Source organism: Aquabacter sp. (assembly GCF_965279295.1).
Lineage (GTDB): Bacteria > Pseudomonadota > Alphaproteobacteria > Rhizobiales > Xanthobacteraceae > Aquabacter.
The window spans coordinates 67,248-84,065 of sequence record NZ_CBDIHQ010000016.1 but is presented as its reverse complement, the minus strand read 5'-3'; the positions used below and the strand labels follow the sequence as shown (position 1 = coordinate 84,065).

The following is a 16,818-nucleotide window of genomic DNA, read 5'->3' as shown; positions in this document are numbered from 1 at the left end:
TTACAACAAGGCGTTCTTCGTCAGTGGCCATCACATTCCCAGTACAAGGTCTGAAGGGTTGAAATCGGGGTTTTCATAGATCGAGGGCGCGGCGGGTGGCATATTCGCGCGCGCCAGAGCCATAGCTGTCGCGACTACCGGATCGATGCGGGCGCGCGACTTTCCCTTGTGAAGGGCCGTGTTGTCCGTGCGGTTCGAAGGCACGACCACGGCATTTTCAAAGGTCCAGCGCACCGCGGGATTGCCGTCATGGTGAAGGCGCTCATCCTTGACGACCTTGATTAGGTCTTCGGCCGCTGGGCTCAAGGTCGCCCAGCTCTGAGGAAAGCCGATGGCGTTGTGGCCCTTCTCGATCAGACTGCTCATCATTTCGGCCGCGAACGTCTGATCGAAGAGGATTTCCTGAACGTCGAACTCTTCACACAGTTCGCAAATGCGAGCCTCGACCAAGCCGAAGTCGATGGTGGGGCCTGGTGTGGTGACCACCTGGCCCGCCTTTGCCCAGGTCACATAGGGGGCGGCATCCTTGTCGCCGCGCTCCACCAGGCCGATTTCTGGCAGGAAGATGTTCGGCAGGACGATGAAGCCATTCCCTTCCTTCACCACGGCACAGACGGCCGTCATGTCGCCGCGCCGGGAGAGATCGACGCCGATCCAGGCCGCGCGGCCTCTCAGCGCCTCCCGGTCATAGGCGATCTTGCCCGCGTCGAAGGCGCTCATATCGAACGCCGCGCTCGCGAAGTGGTCGAGCTGGATGTTGAGTTTGAGCTGCTTGAAGCTGTCTAGCTCCGCGTTGGAATGCTCGGCCCGTTCGGCATGCCGACGGAACCCGTGCAGGCTCGGATAGCCGTGCGCGAGGCCGGGATTGACCGCGCGCCAGACGGATTCATCGCGCCAATCGCAATCCTTGTCCGCCTCGAAAATCACCGGGAGGAACGAGGGGTCGTGGATCTCGCCCGTCGCGATCTTCCGCGCCTTTTCCACGATCTCGTATGCGAGGTTTTCCCGCCCGCGCCCGGCAGTCGTTGCGATCACGGTAAGCGGGGAGTCGACCTTATCGACGCCCGTACTGATCGCCTCCCAGAGCAGGCGCTTCCGCCAAATGTGCAGCTCATCAACGAAGGCGAATGAAATCGTCCGCCCATGCTGTGTCCCGGCATCGCACGAGATAGCCTCATAGAAAGAGCCGGTCTCAGAGAGGATCAGCTTGTTCCGATAGTCCTGAATCCGGATACGCTGCTGGCTCTTGCGATCCATCATTTTAATGACGGCGCACGCCTCCTCATAGGCGAGGCGCGCCTGTTTCCGGTCTGCTGCTGCCGTAATGTTCTGCCCGCGTGGCACACGCTCCGGGCCGAACGTGTGAAGGAGACCAAGAGCCGCTGCTAGGCTTGTTTTCCTATTCCCGCGCGGCAAGAGCAACAACACGGTGTTGACGATGCGCTGGCCTTTCCGGATGCCGTTGGCCGGATCGTCCACCTCGTGCCGTGGCCCATAAATGCGCCGGACGATGCGCTCTTGCCACGGGTCCAGACTGAAGGCGCGGCCCGGCAGTCGGCTCAACGGGTGCTTCAGCGCCCGAAGGAAGCGGACGGCGCGCTCCCCGTCCCCATAGGGGTCGGGAATGGCGCTGCCGTCATAGATCCAATGGGGATACGTCGCCGGCAGCATCGTCGTCTCGAATGGAAGGGCGGGAGCGCGAAACAGGCGTCAAGCCGATCTCGGCCGCGATCTGGCGCATGGACTGCATCGCCTTGTCCTGCATGCGGACAATGGCCGGATCGAGCATCCCGGACGCCTGAATCTGGCGCTCGATCTCACGCACGCGGCCGGCTGCAACGCAAAACGCTTCGACCATTGCGAGGTCGGTTTCGGTGAGAGTTTTGCGTTCCACCAGGTGCGGCATGATCCGGCGCCATTCCGCCTTGCCGTCCTTAGACAACCAGGTGGGTGGACGCGGAACCTCAATGACCGGACAGGTGCCAGCGACGATACTCGAAGGCTTACGGCCCTTCATTGGCCGCTCCTCGTCAGCTTGATCTCCAGGCCCTCGCGACGGCCAATCTCAGCCAGCGAGACGATCGAGTACGCCCGATCGCGCCAGACAATCCGGTCGCCCAGTGCCACGTCACACCAGCGCGAACGGAAGCTCGCAGTCTCGACGCCGATGGCGCCTCGGTCCTGCGCCTGTTCTACCGCTTCCTGTTCAGTGCGTTCCGCGCGGACGCGCGCGATCTCCACCCACGTCTCAACGGGGGCACCGGATGGTTCAACGGTGCGTGTCGCATGCTCAATAACGAGTGTTTCCGACAGGCGAGCGGGCTTCATGGTGCGGCCTGCATGAGTGCGTCCAGAGACAGGACGCCGTGCGCGTACTCGCCATGCGGATCACGAAGGTAGCGTGCCGACATATCCAAGCGATGCACCATGGATTCACCGGCCATCCATGGGTCGCGGATGATCTGGAGCGCGTCATAGGCCGCTGACGCGATAGCCTTGGTGATATCGAAGCCGGTCTCTTTCACCCATACGTGCAAGTCCAAGTGGACGTTGGAGTAGAAGGGATCGAAGACCGTCAGGCCCTCGCCAATGAGGATTTCCCGGTCGAGCTCGGGGAGCTTTCGCCCGCAAATGATATGGTCAGCGGGGACAAGCTCCATCATCGCCGGAGAGGCAATAAGGCGAGCGCGGACGGCCGTCTGAATAAGCAATGAAGGTTCGCCCATCACGCCTTCGCCTCCCGCACAGCCTTCGCGATGGCGCGCTTGATCCGGGCTGTGGTTTTCTTCCGCAGAAGGCTAAGCGCCGGCCAAAAGAACGGCTGCGCTTCCATCTTCGATGTCCCGTATTCCAAAAGGTGCGGATAGCGCACGTCCTCGTTTCCGGCCGTGATCGCGACCGAATTCTCAGCGACGACCATGGAGCCGCCCGGCTGTGAGTAGGGTGGCGTGTGCTTTCCGGCTGACGTTATCTCGATCGAGGATTTCAGGTCAGGTTCGCCGGTGGCAGGGTCGTCGGGCGCTACTTGGCGCATAACGCCTGCAATCTCCTCCGCGCTCTTGAGCAGGGCGGGCTCGACGGCAGCGCGGACGGCCTTTGGGATGGCGTTGATGCGAGCTTGAAGGCGGTCGGCCTGGGCGCTCATGTCAGAACGCCCACTGGCGGTAGGGCAAAAGCGCAGCCATAGCGCGGCTTCGGGCGTCGTCGGAGGCCGAAAACTCAGCCTCAACAGCCAAAAGAATGGCCTGTTTCAGACCAGCCGGCACTTCATCCGCAGTACCGGAGAGGGGGCCAGCGAAGCCTTCAACGAATTCCTCCGCAACGTCGATAAGCCTTGCAAGCAAAGCATTATCGGCATCATCGAGGATGCGCAGATGCTCTTTGACTTCGTCCAGCGTCACGACTGACATTCATGTTCTTTCATTATGGTTTTCGGAAACCCCAATTAAGTCGTATATTGCAAGAGGCTATCCCCGCCGGTCCTTTTACCTATACGGTAAGTCGTCGAGTACCCCCGGTCGGCATGCCATTGGTAGAATTTGACCGCATTTTCCAATGAACCTTGACGACGGATCGCCTGATACATGGCATCTATCTTGACGCCGAAGCATTCGGCCCATTCCCGTGCCGTCTTATCGAGGTAACGCTTTGCGACGGTGCCGCCGTAACGCGGACGCTTGGGTTTGTTGGTATTCGGTGCGTCCAATACTTCGGCCTTCTGGCGCGGTTCGCGTCGCGTCCGGACAGGCTTAGTCACGAATGGGTCAGGTGCCTGAAGATCCCGGAGGGGTTTGAACTCCGGACCGGCATCGCCATTGCAGAGCCAGGGGCGAATGCGTTCGCGCTCGCGATGCCTCGTGCTGGCGAGCTGCTGCTTAAGGAGCTTCATAAGGCGCGCCTCGTTCTCCAGGCGCTCAATGCGTTCGAGCTCAAGCGCCTGTGCCGACATGACGATATTCATGCCGCGCGCTCCTCTCTCTGTTTGTGTCTGCTGTGACAGGTGCGGCAGAGCGCCTGCCAGTTAGAGCGCGACCAGAACAGTTTGACGTTTCCCCGATGAGGAAGGATGTGATCCACGACCGTTGCCGGAGATCCGCACCGAACGCATGTGTGATGAATCTTTAAGAACGCCTCGCGCTCCTTACGCCACTTGCTTTCATAGCCACGCTCACGAGACGAAGGGCGCTTAGCATCAGCCTTGGCCTTGCGAACGGCTTCCTTCTTCTGCTGACAGGGGCACAGCAGGCCGTATGGAATGACGTGGCGACATGGGCAAATGCGGGGGGCACGAGCCGTCATCCGTACACTCTCCCTAGCGAGGCGACTTCGGCGAGGGTGGAGCTTTTGCTGTCGTCGTTCGAACCTTCCGGGGTCGCACCGAAGAAGGCGCTATGGCCCTTGCTGGCTGACAAAATCTCTTGCGGCGTTGCGGCCCATGTATCGGTTGGTGACCAGCCCAGTCGTCCGGCGCCGATCTCGAAAAGGGCCTCATAGAATTCAGCATGCGTGACGCGCTTTTCACCCTGGCGGGTGCGCTTCGGCTTCTGGTCATCGCCGTTGTCCCCGAGATCGAGGAACCGGGTGACTACCTCGACACACGCAGGAATGAGCTGGGCGAGAACCTGCTGGAGCGCATGGCCGGAGAGACATTCGAGCAGCTCGGGAACAGTGGTGCGCGTGGTGCTGGTCTCAGCGACGATTGTCGCGAGAACACCAAGCTCTTTGTGCTGGATCGAGCGAAGGACGACACCAAAGTCCCCGTACTTCAGAGACAAGCGAAGGGCGGCTCGCAACGAGGCGCGGAGGGCGAATTGCTCGCCCCCCACGTTCACAAGGATATCGTCGTCCGCGAGACGCATGGCGTCAGGAAGCCGCGATCTTGAGCTTCACGAACCTGTCAGGGTTCGTCACGTCGCCACCCACACGCTTGCGGGCGTGGAAGACATAGATGCCATTCACAGCCTTCGTGTAAGGGTCTGCGAGAATGCTCATGTCCACGCGATCGACGATGCGGTAACCGGACCAATCGCCGAAGACGATGGGGAAGGCGTTCGCCGCAATGTCCGGCATGTCCACCATTTCGATGATCGGGCGACCGAGCAAGGTGCCGGGCTGGCCTGCCTGAAGGCCGGGCTGCCAAAGGTACTGACCGGTCGTGTCCTTCAGCTTCCGCAGGGACGCGAGAGTGTTACGGTTCATCGCCCAGGCGCCGGCCTGTGCGTGGACTGCCGGGAGCTTGCTGAACATATCGATCAGAAGGTCGGCCGGATTGCTGCCAAGGGTGCTGGCGTTGCCGGAGACAATCTGAGTGATGCCGGAAGCAGCAAGGATGCCCTTGGGCTTGCCCGTGCCATCGCCAGAGACGAAAGCGGTTCCTTCCGCGATGGCGAAGGATTCGGCGAGGTCAGAGGTCAGTTCGCCTTCGAGGTTGTACACATTGTCTTCGAGAAGCTGACCCGAGACTTCCACGAAAGTCGCCAGCTCATAGGGAGTGAGCGTCACCTGCTCATAGGTGGGGCCGCTTGCGGTGCGGTCAGCCACCTCGCTAACCCAAGTCGCGGCCGTCGAACCCGTGCGCCGGGGATAGGTGATTTCCTTGCCGCCGATGGTGATGACCTTGGCGAACTGGCGGACCGGGGAAACCTCGCGGAGCCGCTTCAGAATCTCCATGCCGAACTCGGTTGGGGCGAGATAGCCGGCAGCGGCATTGGTGGCGACCGTCAGGGCCTTGCGCTCATCGGCGCCCAGGTTCTGCGCACCGACGCGCAAGTAGGTACCGAACGCTTTTGCCTCGACCGAAGGGCCTTCCTTGGTCTCACCGGAGCCAGGGCGGTTCATCTTCGCTTCGATCTTGTCGAGGCGGGCGGTGATTTTCTCGGCCTCGCCGGACTTGGTCTCGACCTTCTCGAAGCGAGCGCCAACTTCGCCCTTGAAGGTTTCAATGGCCTTCAAGACGACGGAATCGAGATCGTCTTCCTCGCCCTTGAGCTCGACGCCGACAGGCGCCGGTACAGAATGAATCATCAGTGTTTTCCTTCGGAGATTGCGCGCGCGGCGCCGTTAAGCGCCGCAGCAATTGCCAGGGCGTGAATTGCGGATTTGGCGCTGGTGACCCGTGCGCCGGGGTGCATGGGGATGCTCACCAGGGAGCATTCCAAAAGCTGAAGGTCAGTGATGGTTCGCCCACCCTTCCGGGGCATGGCTTTCCGCGTGACGAAGCCGATAGAGAGGCCGCGCACTGCTCCAGACTGCACCAGGGCGCGGACTTCACGAGCGCGGGCCACGTCATCGACCAAGAGACGGCCCTTGAGGCGCAGTCCGTCTTCCGCCTCAACGGCTTCGGTCCAGGCGCCTACGGGGTCGTTCATGTCGTGGCCGAACAACATCGGGAGCGGGAGGGAGGCGCCGCTAAAGGCGCCTTTCTCGATCACGTCGCCGACCCGGTCGGGGGAGCCGAAGGGCCACGCGAGGCCCTCGATGGCGCCCGCGTCGTCCACGAGGATTTTGGTCTCAAAGTAGAAGCGATCCATTAGGCCGCTTCGCTCTTGGCTTTGTTCCAAAAATTATCAATGTTGAACGTTATCGGCAGAAGCGATGGAGTTTGCAGTGTTACCGATGCATCTCGATCAACAATAGATATGACCATATGCCGGTCGAGTTCGTCTTCTAGAAGCCGATCAAATTCAGCCTCATGCTTTTCGATCAAATGAGACATGGCAATTTTGAAAATTGCTTCCAACGCCTCGCGTGCCTGGGGGGTGTCTTGCAGTTCAACCTTGGCATTATCCATTGTTGATCTCATCTTCCTTGGGTTCGGGCTTTTCGGCCGTGCCGAAGAACGTCGCGTCGAGAATTCCGATGGCGATCGGGAGCGTTTCCGCGAGGGGGCGGTCGGCTGCGTAGGTGGTGACCATTTGAGCGGCGCCCATCGGGTGCATGCCGCCGCCGATCAGGCCGAGCCGGATCGTTTCGAGAATGTCGCCATGGCGGAAGGCGCGCTCCGTCAGGCGCGAGAAGATCGCGCCGATGCCGGCGCCGACCTTGTTTTCGAGCTCAACAATCAAAACCGGGGTGAGTTTGAACGTCTGTTCTGCGTCGCCGAAGAAAGCGATGTGGGCCGTGGTCAACGTCATGCGGCCTCCTCAACCGGGGACGGTGCGGGCGGCTGTGAGGCGCTTGTCGTGTGCGGGTTCACGAACTCATCGCCCCCGTCATAGGGCGGGCGGTCATCCATCGCCCTTGCCTCGTTGGGAGAAAGAGCGCGACACGCAATGAGCGTGGACGTTGTCGTTGCTCGGCTCAACGGGTCCGCGCGAAGGAGATCATCGACCAAAAATTCCGGGATGTAGTCAGCTCGCTCTTCGGCCGTGAAACAGGCCCGGCGGATGGCGGAAGTCCAGGCTTCTAGCCAGGGCAAAAGGCTATAGGTTAGGAATGCCTGACCCATTTCGCCCGTATTAGACCATGTTGCCCTATCAAGCTCATACAACATATGCGGGGGAACGCGGAATGCGCGAGCAATTTCCAAGATCTGATAGGTGCGCAGTTCGAGAAACTGGCTATCGACCGAGCTAAAGGCCAGCGGCGTGTACTTGGCGCTCTTGTCGAGGACGGCCACGCCACCGGGCTTTACTACACCTACGGCGGAAGTCCACGCTTCGCGTACTGCGGCTAGCGTTGTTGCGTTGATATCGCCTTCAAGCGAGATGACGCCGGAGGGGCGGGCGCCGTTGCGGAACAGGCCGGCGCCGTGATTTTCCATTAGGTTTGCGAGGGCGATTGCCTCGCGCGCCGTAGTGAGGGGAGCCACACCACCGGGCGCCCTGACGTGCAGGATATCTTCACGCGCGAAGACCCGGTTTTCAAAGGTGTACGAAGGTTCGCCCATGGGCGAGTAATCGACGGCGACCTTTGCCGGATCGAGCCTCAGAAGCTCGACGGGTCGGCCACCCACGCGATTAACGTAAGCGAAGCCGCCCTTGTCGTGGGAGAGCGCGTCGATGGTGACGGCGAGCTTCAGGTCGAATGCCGATTGCCAGCCATTCGCGTCGTCGTGGAGCAATCCGTAGACCGGATGGTCTGTCGCCCGCTCCTTCGAGTTATCCGCGAGGCGACGGTAGGTGATGACCGGAAGCGTTGCCACGGCTTCAGCGATGACGCGGATAGCGCAGGCTGCGGCGGGATGACGAAGTGCCGTTGAGGCGGTGACGGGTCCAGTTCCGCCAGTGGTTCCGTCCAGAAGATTGGAAAGCCACTTCTCAGGCTCGGCGAGGGACGACTTAATCTCGATGTCGCTGTTAAGCCAGTCTCGGAAACGCGACTTGATTGAACCTGCCACTTTCTGACGCCACTCTTAAATTCAAGGTGGCTTTATTATACAACAAGATTATCATCCTACAAAGGGCAAAATGCCTAGACACTAATTCCTAGTGAGTTTCTGCTCTCGTGGCGTAGACTTCCCACATGACTAACCAATTTCGATTTCAGCCGCGCTGGAAAGAAGAGCTGGTGGTTTCAGGAAGTGATGGCTCCTTCGTCCTGGAACTGCCAATGGGTGCGTTATCCGCCTATCTTCCGAGCGAGAAAGAGTGGTCCTCACGTGCACCGGAATGGGCGCGTGCGCTTTGGCCTGAATTGAAGCGCGAACTGGAACATTGGTGCAGCGAGAACGGCGCCACACTTCATATTGATCCCGCTGCTAGCATTCAGCCCATCTGACCACGACACACTTCCGGCTTCCGCCTCAAGCCCGCCGCTGGCCCCGACATGAAGTCAGGCATAGAGGTGCTTCAGGTCCAAGCCAGGATAGCTAATAGCCTCTATCATTCTCACACGCTCTAGCAGTGGACCTTCAGCAACGATGCCGTATTTGCCGGTCGTGCTCGACTTGGTATGCCCGAGTAGGGGGCCGAAGGATTCATCAAGGTACCCTGCCCTCCGGAACGCGTCCGCCGTCGCATGTCGGAAGGAATGGATCGTTAGCGATGCGTCTTTCTTAATCCCCACATGCTTCAGATACGCGCCGAAAAACTTCGATGGCACGCCCGAGTGAAAGCCACGAGCGTCCGGCTTGAGGTTAGCGAACAGCCTTGTCTCACCGCTAATTGCAGCCGCTGCATGGAACGTGAGGAACCCTAGCTTCACCAGCTCCGAGTGCAACGGGACGATACGCGCGGAGCCTGCCGTCTTGAGTGACTTTCCGGCCTCGCCTTCCTCAGTGACGTGGATGATCCACACGCCGTGCATTTCGCGGATATCAGCGACATGGAGCTGGGCCAGCTCGCCCAGGCGGGCGCCCGTGAATGCAGCCAACAAGGGAAGCCAGAAACGCCAATCCCGTGTGGTCTCGTTCCCTGCGAGGTGTTCCCTGCGTTCCCGCTGGAAGCCAGTATACAGCGGCGACGTAAAGAGCGTTCGCATGTGCTCCGGTGTGAGCGGCATGCGCTTCCGCTCCTTCGACTTTTCCAAAAACTGCCCGCGAACCGGATTTAGTGGAAGGTGGTCGTTCGCCGTCAGCCATTCGCAGAACGCTGAAAGCGCGCTCAAATATCGGTTCTTCGTTTTGTCGCCGATAACCGGACGCTGAAGGCTAGCGTTCTTCGCTATGACCGCAGCGAAGCTGAGGCCCTTAAACTCGGCCACTTGATCGACCTTCGTGGGCCAATTGAAAAGCGCGGCCTTGAACGTCCGGACGTGCTTTCGACCGATGGTGCCGACGTTAACGTGAGTGCCTACGTGCTCGGAGAAGCGCCGGATGATCCCTCGATCCTGTCCCCAAGTGTCGTGCCCCTTGGAGGCTTCCTTCTCTCGCCGGAACTGGTCAAACAGCTCCATGAGCTTTTCACCCTTCGGGGCGGTCGTTGACGGCCCCACGGGTGCCTTAACGATCGGATCGGCAGGGGCACCGGTCCAATCGCCCGCGTCCCGTTCGTCGGCGCGCCGGAGAGCTTCGAGCTCGGCACGAGCGAACGCGCCGGAGAGCTTACGCGCGGCGAGCGATGTCTTATCTAGGCCGATGCCAGCGGCGACTGCGGCTTGGTGAGCCTCCTCAAGTGAGGATGGCGAGTGACCGCGAGCGGCTTCGGCCCTTAACACCTTGAGACGCTCGGCCCGTTCGGCTTGGTCCAGCGCCACACCATCGCGGATCATTTCGAAGACGCGGAAGGCGCCCAGGTCGTGTTCGACGTACTCGCGTTCGAGGATGCGCCAAACCTCGTCAAGGTCGCCTTCGTCCGGCTGGATGAGCCGGAACCGCTCGTCACCCTCGATCAGCGCCACGTAGCGCGCCCAAACCATTTCCCGAACTTCAGCCTCGGTCGGCTCCTTGCGTGCACGTAGCTGGGCGAAAAGCTCATGCCATTCCGCGAGCTGCCGGGTGCCTAATTTCTTCGCCTCGGCATTATCCGTGGTTCGCAGAGACGTCCAAAGCTCGCTCTTGCCGAGCACGGCGCGGAGATCGTCCGGCACCCGCAGCCGGGCATAGAATTTTCTCGAACCAGGGCGGGTGACGATGCCGGACAGGAGGGACATAGATACCGTCAAAAAATGCAATGTGTAGCAGTTTTGTGTAACAGTTTCGCCTAAGAAGTCAACAATAGAGCCATTTCAACGGTTGTAAAAAAGTCCTAGTCCCCCAGCCATTTCAGCCAAATCATTCAAGCACGGCTAATCTTTCGGCCCTCCGAACGCGCTGGCCCCGTACGCGTTCAAGACCGTTTCAGCGCGTAAGCCCGAGTGTCTCGCGCAGGAAGCCCGGCAATGCCGCGCCATCGCAGCGTTGGCCGTACCAAGCGACATGGCCGTCAGGTCGGACCAGCCAGGCGCCGGTGCCGTATTGGTGAGCAAAACCATCTTGCGCGTCGCGCACCAAAGCGATGCCGACGGGATCGGGAAGCGTGGTATCGCTTGGTGTCACCGCGACCACACGCAGCGGCAGGCCAAGCGCAAAAAGGCCTCGTGCCTCGGCCTCCAGCGCGGCGCACGCCGTCTCGTCCGCGACCGCACATAGCAACACATGGGTGGTGCCGCGCAGTAGGTCGAACAGGCGCAGATCGAAGCCGACGCCGTTGCGGCGCAGGCCCATCACGTCGGGCGCCCGGTCCCCGGCCTCGGGTGAGGCTTCATGGGGTGCCGCGCCGTCCTGGCGCACGATGGCGCTACCGCGATATGTCACCCGCATCTGGGTATTGCCCAGACGATCCACGGGCTTGCTGGAGCGGCCGAGATTGATGCTCTCTTCCACCGTCCGGGCGATGACATCTTCCGCCACCGGCTGGCGCTCGGCCTCATAGCTGTCGAGCAAGGCCGGCGCAGCGATGCCCTTCAACACCAGCGCCAGCTTCCAGGCGAGGTTGTAGGCGTCCTGGATGCCGGTGTTCATGCCCTGCCCGCCGGTGGGCGGATGAATGTGGGCGGCATCCCCGGCGATGAAGGCATTGCCGACGCGATAGCGGCCGGCGAGGCGCATGGAGATGCGGAATTGGGAGGACCAGCGCAGGTCGCTGGCCACCGGCGGGTTCGGCAGCACCCGGTCCGCCGCCGCCTGGATGTCCGCCAGCGAAGGGCCGGGCCGCTCGGACTGGATACCGTGGGCCACATCATCTCCCGCGGGCGCCACAAGGCTCTCGGCGGCGAGCATGGAGACGCGATAGCGGCCATGCTCCGGCAGCGGAATGGCGATAAACAGGTCCGGTGCGTCGTTCTCGCGCAAGCGCATCGCACGCAACGCCATGCCGCGCGGAAGAACGCCGCCCTCCGGCCAGTCCAGATGCACATCACCCAGCATGAAGGGCATGGGGAAGGCTTCGCCCTCGAACGAAATGCCGACATGGTGGCGCACCACCGAATGCGCGCCATCGCAGCCGACCACATAGCGCACATGGTCGAAATCTGCCCCGGACGGCCCTTCCAGATCCACCCGCACCTTCTCGCCGGCCTGGGTGAAGGAGATAAGGCGCACGCCCCGTTCCACCTTGATGCCGAAGCCAGCGAGGTGCTCGGCCAGGACGCGCTCGGTCTCGCCCTGGGGCACGCCCAGGCTGGAATAGGGAAGGTCGGCAAGATCGACCATGGCATCGCGGGTCGGCCCGCCCGCCACCATCAGCCGCGTGCCGGACAGCCACAGCCCGGCATCGATCATCGGCCGGGCAATCCCCATGTCTTCATAGACTTCGAGGGTGCGCGGCGTGACGCCGATGGCCCGGCAGTAGGGCAGCGGCGCCGCCAGTTTTTCGATGATGCGGACACTGGCACCGTGGCGCGCCAGTTCGGATGCCAGCGTAAGGCCCACCGGCCCGGCACCCACCACGAGGACATCCGCCATATCAGTCTCCTTTGTGCGACACCCGCGCCTTAGTGCTTTGCCAACGCCTCTTCGCGGATCGCGCTGAGGGTGCGTGCCGGGGTGATGGCCTCCGGGTCCAGCCGGCAATGGAGGATCGCGGGCAGCCCGCTCGCCTGGGCGCGGGCGAAGGCAGGAAAGAAATCTTCCGTTTTCAGCACGGTCTCGCCATGGCCGCCGAACGCGCGGGCATAGGCGGCGAAGTCGGGGTTGGTCAGGCGGGTGGCGGAGACACGGCCGGGATATTCCCGCTCCTGGTGCATGCGGATGGTCCCGTACATGCCGTTGTCCACCACCACCATGATGACCGGGATCTTGTAGTGAACGGCGGTGGCGAACTCCTGACCGTTCATGAGGTAGCAGCCGTCGCCCGCGAACGCGATCACCGTGCGCTCCGGGAACTGGCGCTTCGCCATGACGCCGGCCGGGATGCCATAGCCCATCGAGCCGGAGGTCGGCGCAAGCTGGATGCCGCCGGTGCGGAAGCGGAAGTAGCGGTGCAGCCAGGTCGCGTAATTTCCCGCGCCGTTGCAGATGATGGTGTCAGGCGGAAGCTGCGCGCTGAGCGCTTTCACCACCTCGCCATATTGGAAGTCCCCCGGCAGCTTGGCTGGCGTCTCTGTCCAGGCGAGGAATTGCGCATGCCCGGCGCGGGTGTCGTCCTCCCACTTGCCCTGCGGCGGCGCCGGCAGCGCGGCAAGCGCCGCAGCGAAGGCGCCAGGGGTTGCCTCTATAGCCAGTTCGGGCTGGTAGACCTTGCCCAGTTCCTCGGCACCGGGATGCACCTGCACCAGCTTCTGGTGCGGGTTGGGAATATCGATGAGCGTGTAGGAGGAGGACGGCATCTCCGACATGCGCGCGCCCAATAGCACCAGCAGGTCCGCCGATTTCACCCGCTCCGCCAGCTTAGGGTTGGGCGAGATGCCGACATCGCCGACATAGCAGGGGTGGTCGGAGGGAAAGCGGTCGGCGCGTCGGAACGAGGTGGCGATGGGCAGCGCACAGCGCGCCGCGAAATCCGCCAGGGTATCTCGCGCCTGCTGTGTCCAGCGCGTGCCGCCGAGGATAACCAGCGGGCGCTCAGCCTCGCGCAGCATCTCGGCGAGCCGCGCCATGGCCTCGGGCGCGGGATAGGGCTCGGAGGGCTCCACATAGGGCGCGTCCGCCACTGCGGCGAGGTCGGTGAGCACATTCTCCGGCAGCGCCACCACCACCGGGCCGGGGCGGCCCTGAAGGGCGACGCGGAACGCGCGGGCTACCAGCTCGGGAATCCGCTCCGGGCTGTCGATCTCCACCACCCATTTGGCGATGGAGCCGAACACCGCGCGATAATCCAGCTCCTGGAACGCCTCGCGCTCGCGCATAGCGGTGTTGACCTGGCCGACGAACAGGATCAGCGGCGTGGAATCCTGCGCGGCGATATGCAGTCCGGCGCTGGCATTGGTGGCGCCGGGGCCGCGCGTCACGAAGCAGACGCCCGGCCGGCCGGTCATCTTGCCGTAGGCGTCCGCCATCATCGCGGCGCCGCCCTCGTTGCGGCAGACCATTACGTCGATGGCGGCATCGTGCAGCGCGTCCAGAACCGCGAGATAGCTCTCGCCGGGCACGCAGGTGATCCGCTCGACCTTCTGGGCCAGCAATTGATCGACGATGAGCTGCCCCCCGGTGCGCGGAGCGATCGGGGCGGCGATGGGGGCGATCATGCGCCTTCTCCCTGATCGAGCGTAGCGAGAATGGAGGCCGTGTCCGCACCGAGGCGGGGGCTGGACGCGGGGGCCACCATACGCACCCCGTCGATGACGATGGGGCTGGCGACGCTCGCGACGGTGCCCCCGCCGCCCTCGGGCAGCATCGCCTTCAGGCCGCGATGGATGACCTGCGGATCCTGGAACACCTGGTCGATGGAATTGATCGGCGCCGCCGGCACTCCCACCCCTTCCAGCCGCGCCAGAAGGTCGTCGCGGGCAAATCGGGCGGTGAGGTCCGCCAGTGTCCGGCAAAGGGTATCGCGGTTGTGTACGCGGTCGGCATTGTGGAGATGGCGCGGGTCCAGCGCGATCCCCGGCTCGCCCAGAACCGCGCAGAAGCGGGCGAACTGGCCATCGTTCCCCACCGCCACGATGAGATGCCCGTCCGCCGCTGGAAACACCTGGTAGGGCACGATATTGGGGTGGGCGTTGCCCATGCGGTGCGGCACCTCGCCGGAGACCAGATAGTTAAGCGCCTGGTTCGCCAGCACGCTCACCTGCGTATCCAGCAGCGCCATGTCGATATGCGCGCCCTGCCCCGTCTCGCCCCGGCGATGCAGCGCGGCGAGGATGCCGGTTACGCCATAAAGCCCGGTGAAGATGTCGGCCACCGCCACGCCCGCCTTCTGCGGCTCGCCGTCCGGCTCGCCATTGAGATCCATGAGCCCGCCCATGCCCTGCACCAGATAGTCGTAGCCGGCGCGGGGAGCGTAGGGGCCGGTCTGGCCGAAGCCGGTCACGGAGCAATAGATCAGGCGCGGATTGATCTTGCGCAGGCTCTCGTAGTCGAGCCCGAACTTCACCAGGCCGCCCACCTTGAAAATTCTCGATCAGGATATCGCTGCGGGCCGCGAGGGCGCGCACCGTGGCCTGGCCCTCGGCGCTGTCGAAATCCACCTCGATGGATTTCTTGCCCCGGTTGGTGGCGTGGAAATAGGCGGCGCCGATCGGCATGCCGTCCGCCCCGGTAGCAAACGGCGGGCCCCAGCCGCGGGTGTCGTCGCCTGCCCCCCGCCCGTTCGACTTTGATGACCTCGGCGCCGAGGTCGGCCAGCAACTGCCCCGCCCAAGGGCCGGCGAGAATGCGGGCAAGCTCAAGGACGCGGGACGCCGGCGAGGGGTGCTGACATGAATGATCTCTGGGTTCCCAAACGCAGCCCACCGGCAAAGGCGGGCTGCCATTGTGCTTCAGCCGACGTCGAAGGAGACGCCCTGGGCGAGGGGCAGCGTGGTGCCGTAATTGATGGTGTTGGTGGCCCGGCGCATATAGGCCTTCCAGCTGTCCGAGCCGGCCTCCCGGCCGCCGCCGGTCTCCTTCTCGCCGCCGAACGCGCCGCCGATTTCGGCCCCCGAGGGACCGATATTGACGTTGACGATGCCGCAGTCCGAGCCGGCCGCCGAAAGGAAACGCTCGGCCTCTCGCAGATCCGTGGTGAAGATGGAGGAGGCCAAGCCCTGGGGCACGTCGTTGTGCTGCGCGATGACCTCATCGAGGCTGCTGTAGCGCAGGACGTAGAGAATAGGAGCGAAAGTCTCGGCCTTCACGACGTCGGTCTGCGCGGGCATCTCCACGAGCGCGGGGCGCATATAGAAGGCGTCCGGCGCCACGTCGGCTCCGACACGCTCGCCGCCCGTGACCTTGCCGCCATCGGCCCGTGCACTGTCCAAGGCGCGCTGCATGGCGGCGTATGCGTCGCGGTCGATCAGCGGGCCGACCAGCGTTCCCGCCTCGCGCGGGTCGCCCACCTTCACCGAGCCATAGGCCAGCTTGAGGCGCGGAACGAGCGCGTCGTAGACGCTGTCATGCACGAACAGGCGCCGCAGGGTGGTGCAGCGCTGTCCTGCCGTGCCCATGGCGGAGAAAGCGACGCCGCGCAGGGTCAGGTCGAGATCCGCCGAGGGGCAGACGATGGCGCCATTGTTGCCGCCCAATTCGAGGATCGCCTTTGCGAACCGCTCGGCGAGGCGCGGCCCGACGGCGCGCCCCATGGCTGTGGAGCCGGTCGCCGAGACGATGGGCACGCGATGGTCCTTCACCAACGCCTCCCCGGCGCCGCGCCCACCCATGATGAGCGTTGACAGGCCTTCAGGCGCGTCACCGAAACGCGCCGCCGCACGCTCGTACAACGCCTGGACGGCGAGCGCGGTCAGCGGGGTCTTTTCGGACGGCTTCCACACCACCGCATCGCCGCACACCAAAGCCAGGGCGGCGTTCCACGACCAGACGGCCACGGGAAAATTGAACGCTGAGATGACCCCGACCACGCCGGCGGGATGCCATGTCTCCATCATGCGATGGTCGGGACGCTCGGTGGAAATGGTGAGGCCATGAAGCTGGCGCGACAGGCCGCAGGCGAAGTCGCAGATGTCGATCATCTCCTGCACTTCGCCAAGGCCCTCGGAGAGGATCTTGCCCGCCTCCAGCGTCACGAGGCGCCCGAGGTCGGTCTTGGCGGCGCGCAATTCCTCGCCGAGCAGGCGCACCAGTTCGCCCCTGCGCGGCGCCGGCACCGTGCGCCAGATGAGATAGGCGGCGTGGGCGCGGCCGATCGCGTCGGAAACGGAGGGTGTCTCGCGCGGATCGGCGATGCGGCCGCCGGTCAGGGGAGAGCGCGCGTCAAGACTTCCGCCCTCCAGTGCATCAGCGGGAACTCCCAGGCGCTCGAGGATGGCGCGGGCGTCCTTGGCGATGGTGGCGGGGAGGGAAAGATCGAGCACCGGCGAAGCTCC

Annotated in this window: 19 protein-coding genes and 1 pseudogene; 1 reads left to right on the top strand and 19 read right to left on the bottom strand. The window is 63.2% G+C overall.

Annotation, left to right across the window (positions count from 1 at the left end; all coding sequences use genetic code 11):
- Nucleotides 1–30 precede the first annotated feature (30 nt).
- From ADADO0_RS12860 to ADADO0_RS12795, 14 genes are read right to left on the bottom strand one after another with little or no spacing between them, the layout of a single operon-like run.
- Entirely contained in the window at nucleotides 31–1,671 is a 1,641-nt protein-coding gene (locus ADADO0_RS12860; protein ID WP_511305556.1) for a terminase large subunit, read from the bottom strand.
- Nucleotides 1,637–2,017: a phage terminase small subunit P27 family gene (locus ADADO0_RS12855; protein WP_511305555.1), complete on the bottom strand. Its 381-nt coding sequence runs from the start codon at nucleotides 2,015–2,017 to the stop codon at nucleotides 1,637–1,639. Before ADADO0_RS12855 ends, ADADO0_RS12860 begins: the two co-directional genes overlap by 35 nt.
- A complete protein-coding gene (locus ADADO0_RS12850; RefSeq protein ID WP_511305554.1) occupies nucleotides 2,014–2,328 on the bottom strand; it encodes a head-tail adaptor protein in 315 nt (104 codons plus the stop codon). The genes ADADO0_RS12855 and ADADO0_RS12850 overlap by 4 nt, the downstream gene beginning before the upstream one ends.
- On the bottom strand, nucleotides 2,325–2,729 hold the full coding sequence (locus ADADO0_RS12845) for a DUF3168 domain-containing protein (protein WP_511305553.1): 405 nt from the start codon (nucleotides 2,727–2,729) through the stop codon (nucleotides 2,325–2,327). Before ADADO0_RS12845 ends, ADADO0_RS12850 begins: the two co-directional genes overlap by 4 nt.
- A complete protein-coding gene (locus tag ADADO0_RS12840) occupies nucleotides 2,726–3,145 on the bottom strand; it encodes an HK97-gp10 family putative phage morphogenesis protein (protein WP_511305552.1) in 420 nt (139 codons plus the stop codon). Before ADADO0_RS12840 ends, ADADO0_RS12845 begins: the two co-directional genes overlap by 4 nt.
- A gap of 1 nt (nucleotide 3,146) precedes the next feature.
- On the bottom strand, nucleotides 3,147–3,410 hold the full coding sequence (locus ADADO0_RS12835; protein ID WP_511305551.1) for a head-tail connector protein: 264 nt from the start codon (nucleotides 3,408–3,410) through the stop codon (nucleotides 3,147–3,149).
- Nucleotides 3,411–3,445: 35 nt separating this feature from the next.
- A complete protein-coding gene (locus tag ADADO0_RS12830; RefSeq protein ID WP_511305550.1) occupies nucleotides 3,446–3,961 on the bottom strand; it encodes a hypothetical protein in 516 nt (171 codons plus the stop codon).
- A complete protein-coding gene (locus ADADO0_RS12825; RefSeq protein WP_511305549.1) occupies nucleotides 3,958–4,299 on the bottom strand; it encodes an HNH endonuclease in 342 nt (113 codons plus the stop codon). The genes ADADO0_RS12830 and ADADO0_RS12825 overlap by 4 nt, the downstream gene beginning before the upstream one ends.
- On the bottom strand, nucleotides 4,296–4,859 hold the full coding sequence (locus ADADO0_RS12820; protein ID WP_511305548.1) for a hypothetical protein: 564 nt from the start codon (nucleotides 4,857–4,859) through the stop codon (nucleotides 4,296–4,298). The genes ADADO0_RS12825 and ADADO0_RS12820 overlap by 4 nt, the downstream gene beginning before the upstream one ends.
- A 4-nt stretch (nucleotides 4,860–4,863) precedes the next feature.
- Nucleotides 4,864–6,024, bottom strand: a complete 1,161-nt coding sequence (locus ADADO0_RS12815; protein ID WP_511305547.1) for a phage major capsid protein — start codon at nucleotides 6,022–6,024, stop codon at nucleotides 4,864–4,866.
- Nucleotides 6,024–6,530: an HK97 family phage prohead protease gene (locus tag ADADO0_RS12810; protein WP_511305546.1), complete on the bottom strand. Its 507-nt coding sequence runs from the start codon at nucleotides 6,528–6,530 to the stop codon at nucleotides 6,024–6,026. Before ADADO0_RS12810 ends, ADADO0_RS12815 begins: the two co-directional genes overlap by 1 nt.
- Complete coding sequence (locus ADADO0_RS12805) at nucleotides 6,530–6,790, bottom strand: hypothetical protein (protein ID WP_511305545.1); 261 nt, start codon at nucleotides 6,788–6,790, stop codon at nucleotides 6,530–6,532. The genes ADADO0_RS12810 and ADADO0_RS12805 overlap by 1 nt, the downstream gene beginning before the upstream one ends.
- Nucleotides 6,783–7,133 carry a gene transfer agent family protein gene (locus ADADO0_RS12800; protein ID WP_511305544.1) on the bottom strand — a complete coding sequence of 117 codons (351 nt, stop codon included), beginning with the start codon at nucleotides 7,131–7,133 and terminating at the stop codon, nucleotides 6,783–6,785. The genes ADADO0_RS12805 and ADADO0_RS12800 overlap by 8 nt, the downstream gene beginning before the upstream one ends.
- Complete coding sequence (locus ADADO0_RS12795) at nucleotides 7,130–8,338, bottom strand: phage portal protein (RefSeq protein ID WP_511305543.1); 1,209 nt, start codon at nucleotides 8,336–8,338, stop codon at nucleotides 7,130–7,132. Before ADADO0_RS12795 ends, ADADO0_RS12800 begins: the two co-directional genes overlap by 4 nt.
- 125 nt (nucleotides 8,339–8,463) lie before the next feature.
- Here ADADO0_RS12795 and ADADO0_RS12790 point away from each other — a divergent pair, with 125 nt between their 5' ends.
- Nucleotides 8,464–8,718, top strand: a complete 255-nt coding sequence (locus ADADO0_RS12790; RefSeq protein WP_511305542.1) for a hypothetical protein — start codon at nucleotides 8,464–8,466, stop codon at nucleotides 8,716–8,718.
- 54 nt (nucleotides 8,719–8,772) lie between these two features.
- Here ADADO0_RS12790 and ADADO0_RS12785 read toward each other — a convergent pair whose 3' ends face one another.
- From ADADO0_RS12785 to amaB, 5 genes and pseudogenes are all read right to left on the bottom strand, one after another.
- Nucleotides 8,773–10,530, bottom strand: a complete 1,758-nt coding sequence (locus tag ADADO0_RS12785; protein WP_511305541.1) for a DUF6538 domain-containing protein — start codon at nucleotides 10,528–10,530, stop codon at nucleotides 8,773–8,775.
- A gap of 187 nt (nucleotides 10,531–10,717) precedes the next feature.
- Nucleotides 10,718–12,322 (bottom strand): FAD-dependent monooxygenase, encoded by a 1,605-nt coding sequence (locus ADADO0_RS12780; RefSeq protein WP_511305540.1) that lies wholly within the window; start codon nucleotides 12,320–12,322, stop codon nucleotides 10,718–10,720.
- A gap of 29 nt (nucleotides 12,323–12,351) precedes the next feature.
- Entirely contained in the window at nucleotides 12,352–14,043 is a 1,692-nt protein-coding gene (locus tag ADADO0_RS12775) for a thiamine pyrophosphate-binding protein (RefSeq protein ID WP_511305539.1), read from the bottom strand.
- Nucleotides 14,040–15,218, bottom strand: a pseudogene (locus ADADO0_RS12770) (CaiB/BaiF CoA transferase family protein). Before ADADO0_RS12770 ends, ADADO0_RS12775 begins: the two are co-directional and overlap by 4 nt.
- Nucleotides 15,219–15,276: 58 nt before the next feature.
- Nucleotides 15,277–16,806, bottom strand: a complete 1,530-nt coding sequence (gene amaB / locus ADADO0_RS12765; RefSeq protein WP_511305538.1) for an L-piperidine-6-carboxylate dehydrogenase — start codon at nucleotides 16,804–16,806, stop codon at nucleotides 15,277–15,279.
- Nucleotides 16,807–16,818 lie beyond the last annotated feature (12 nt).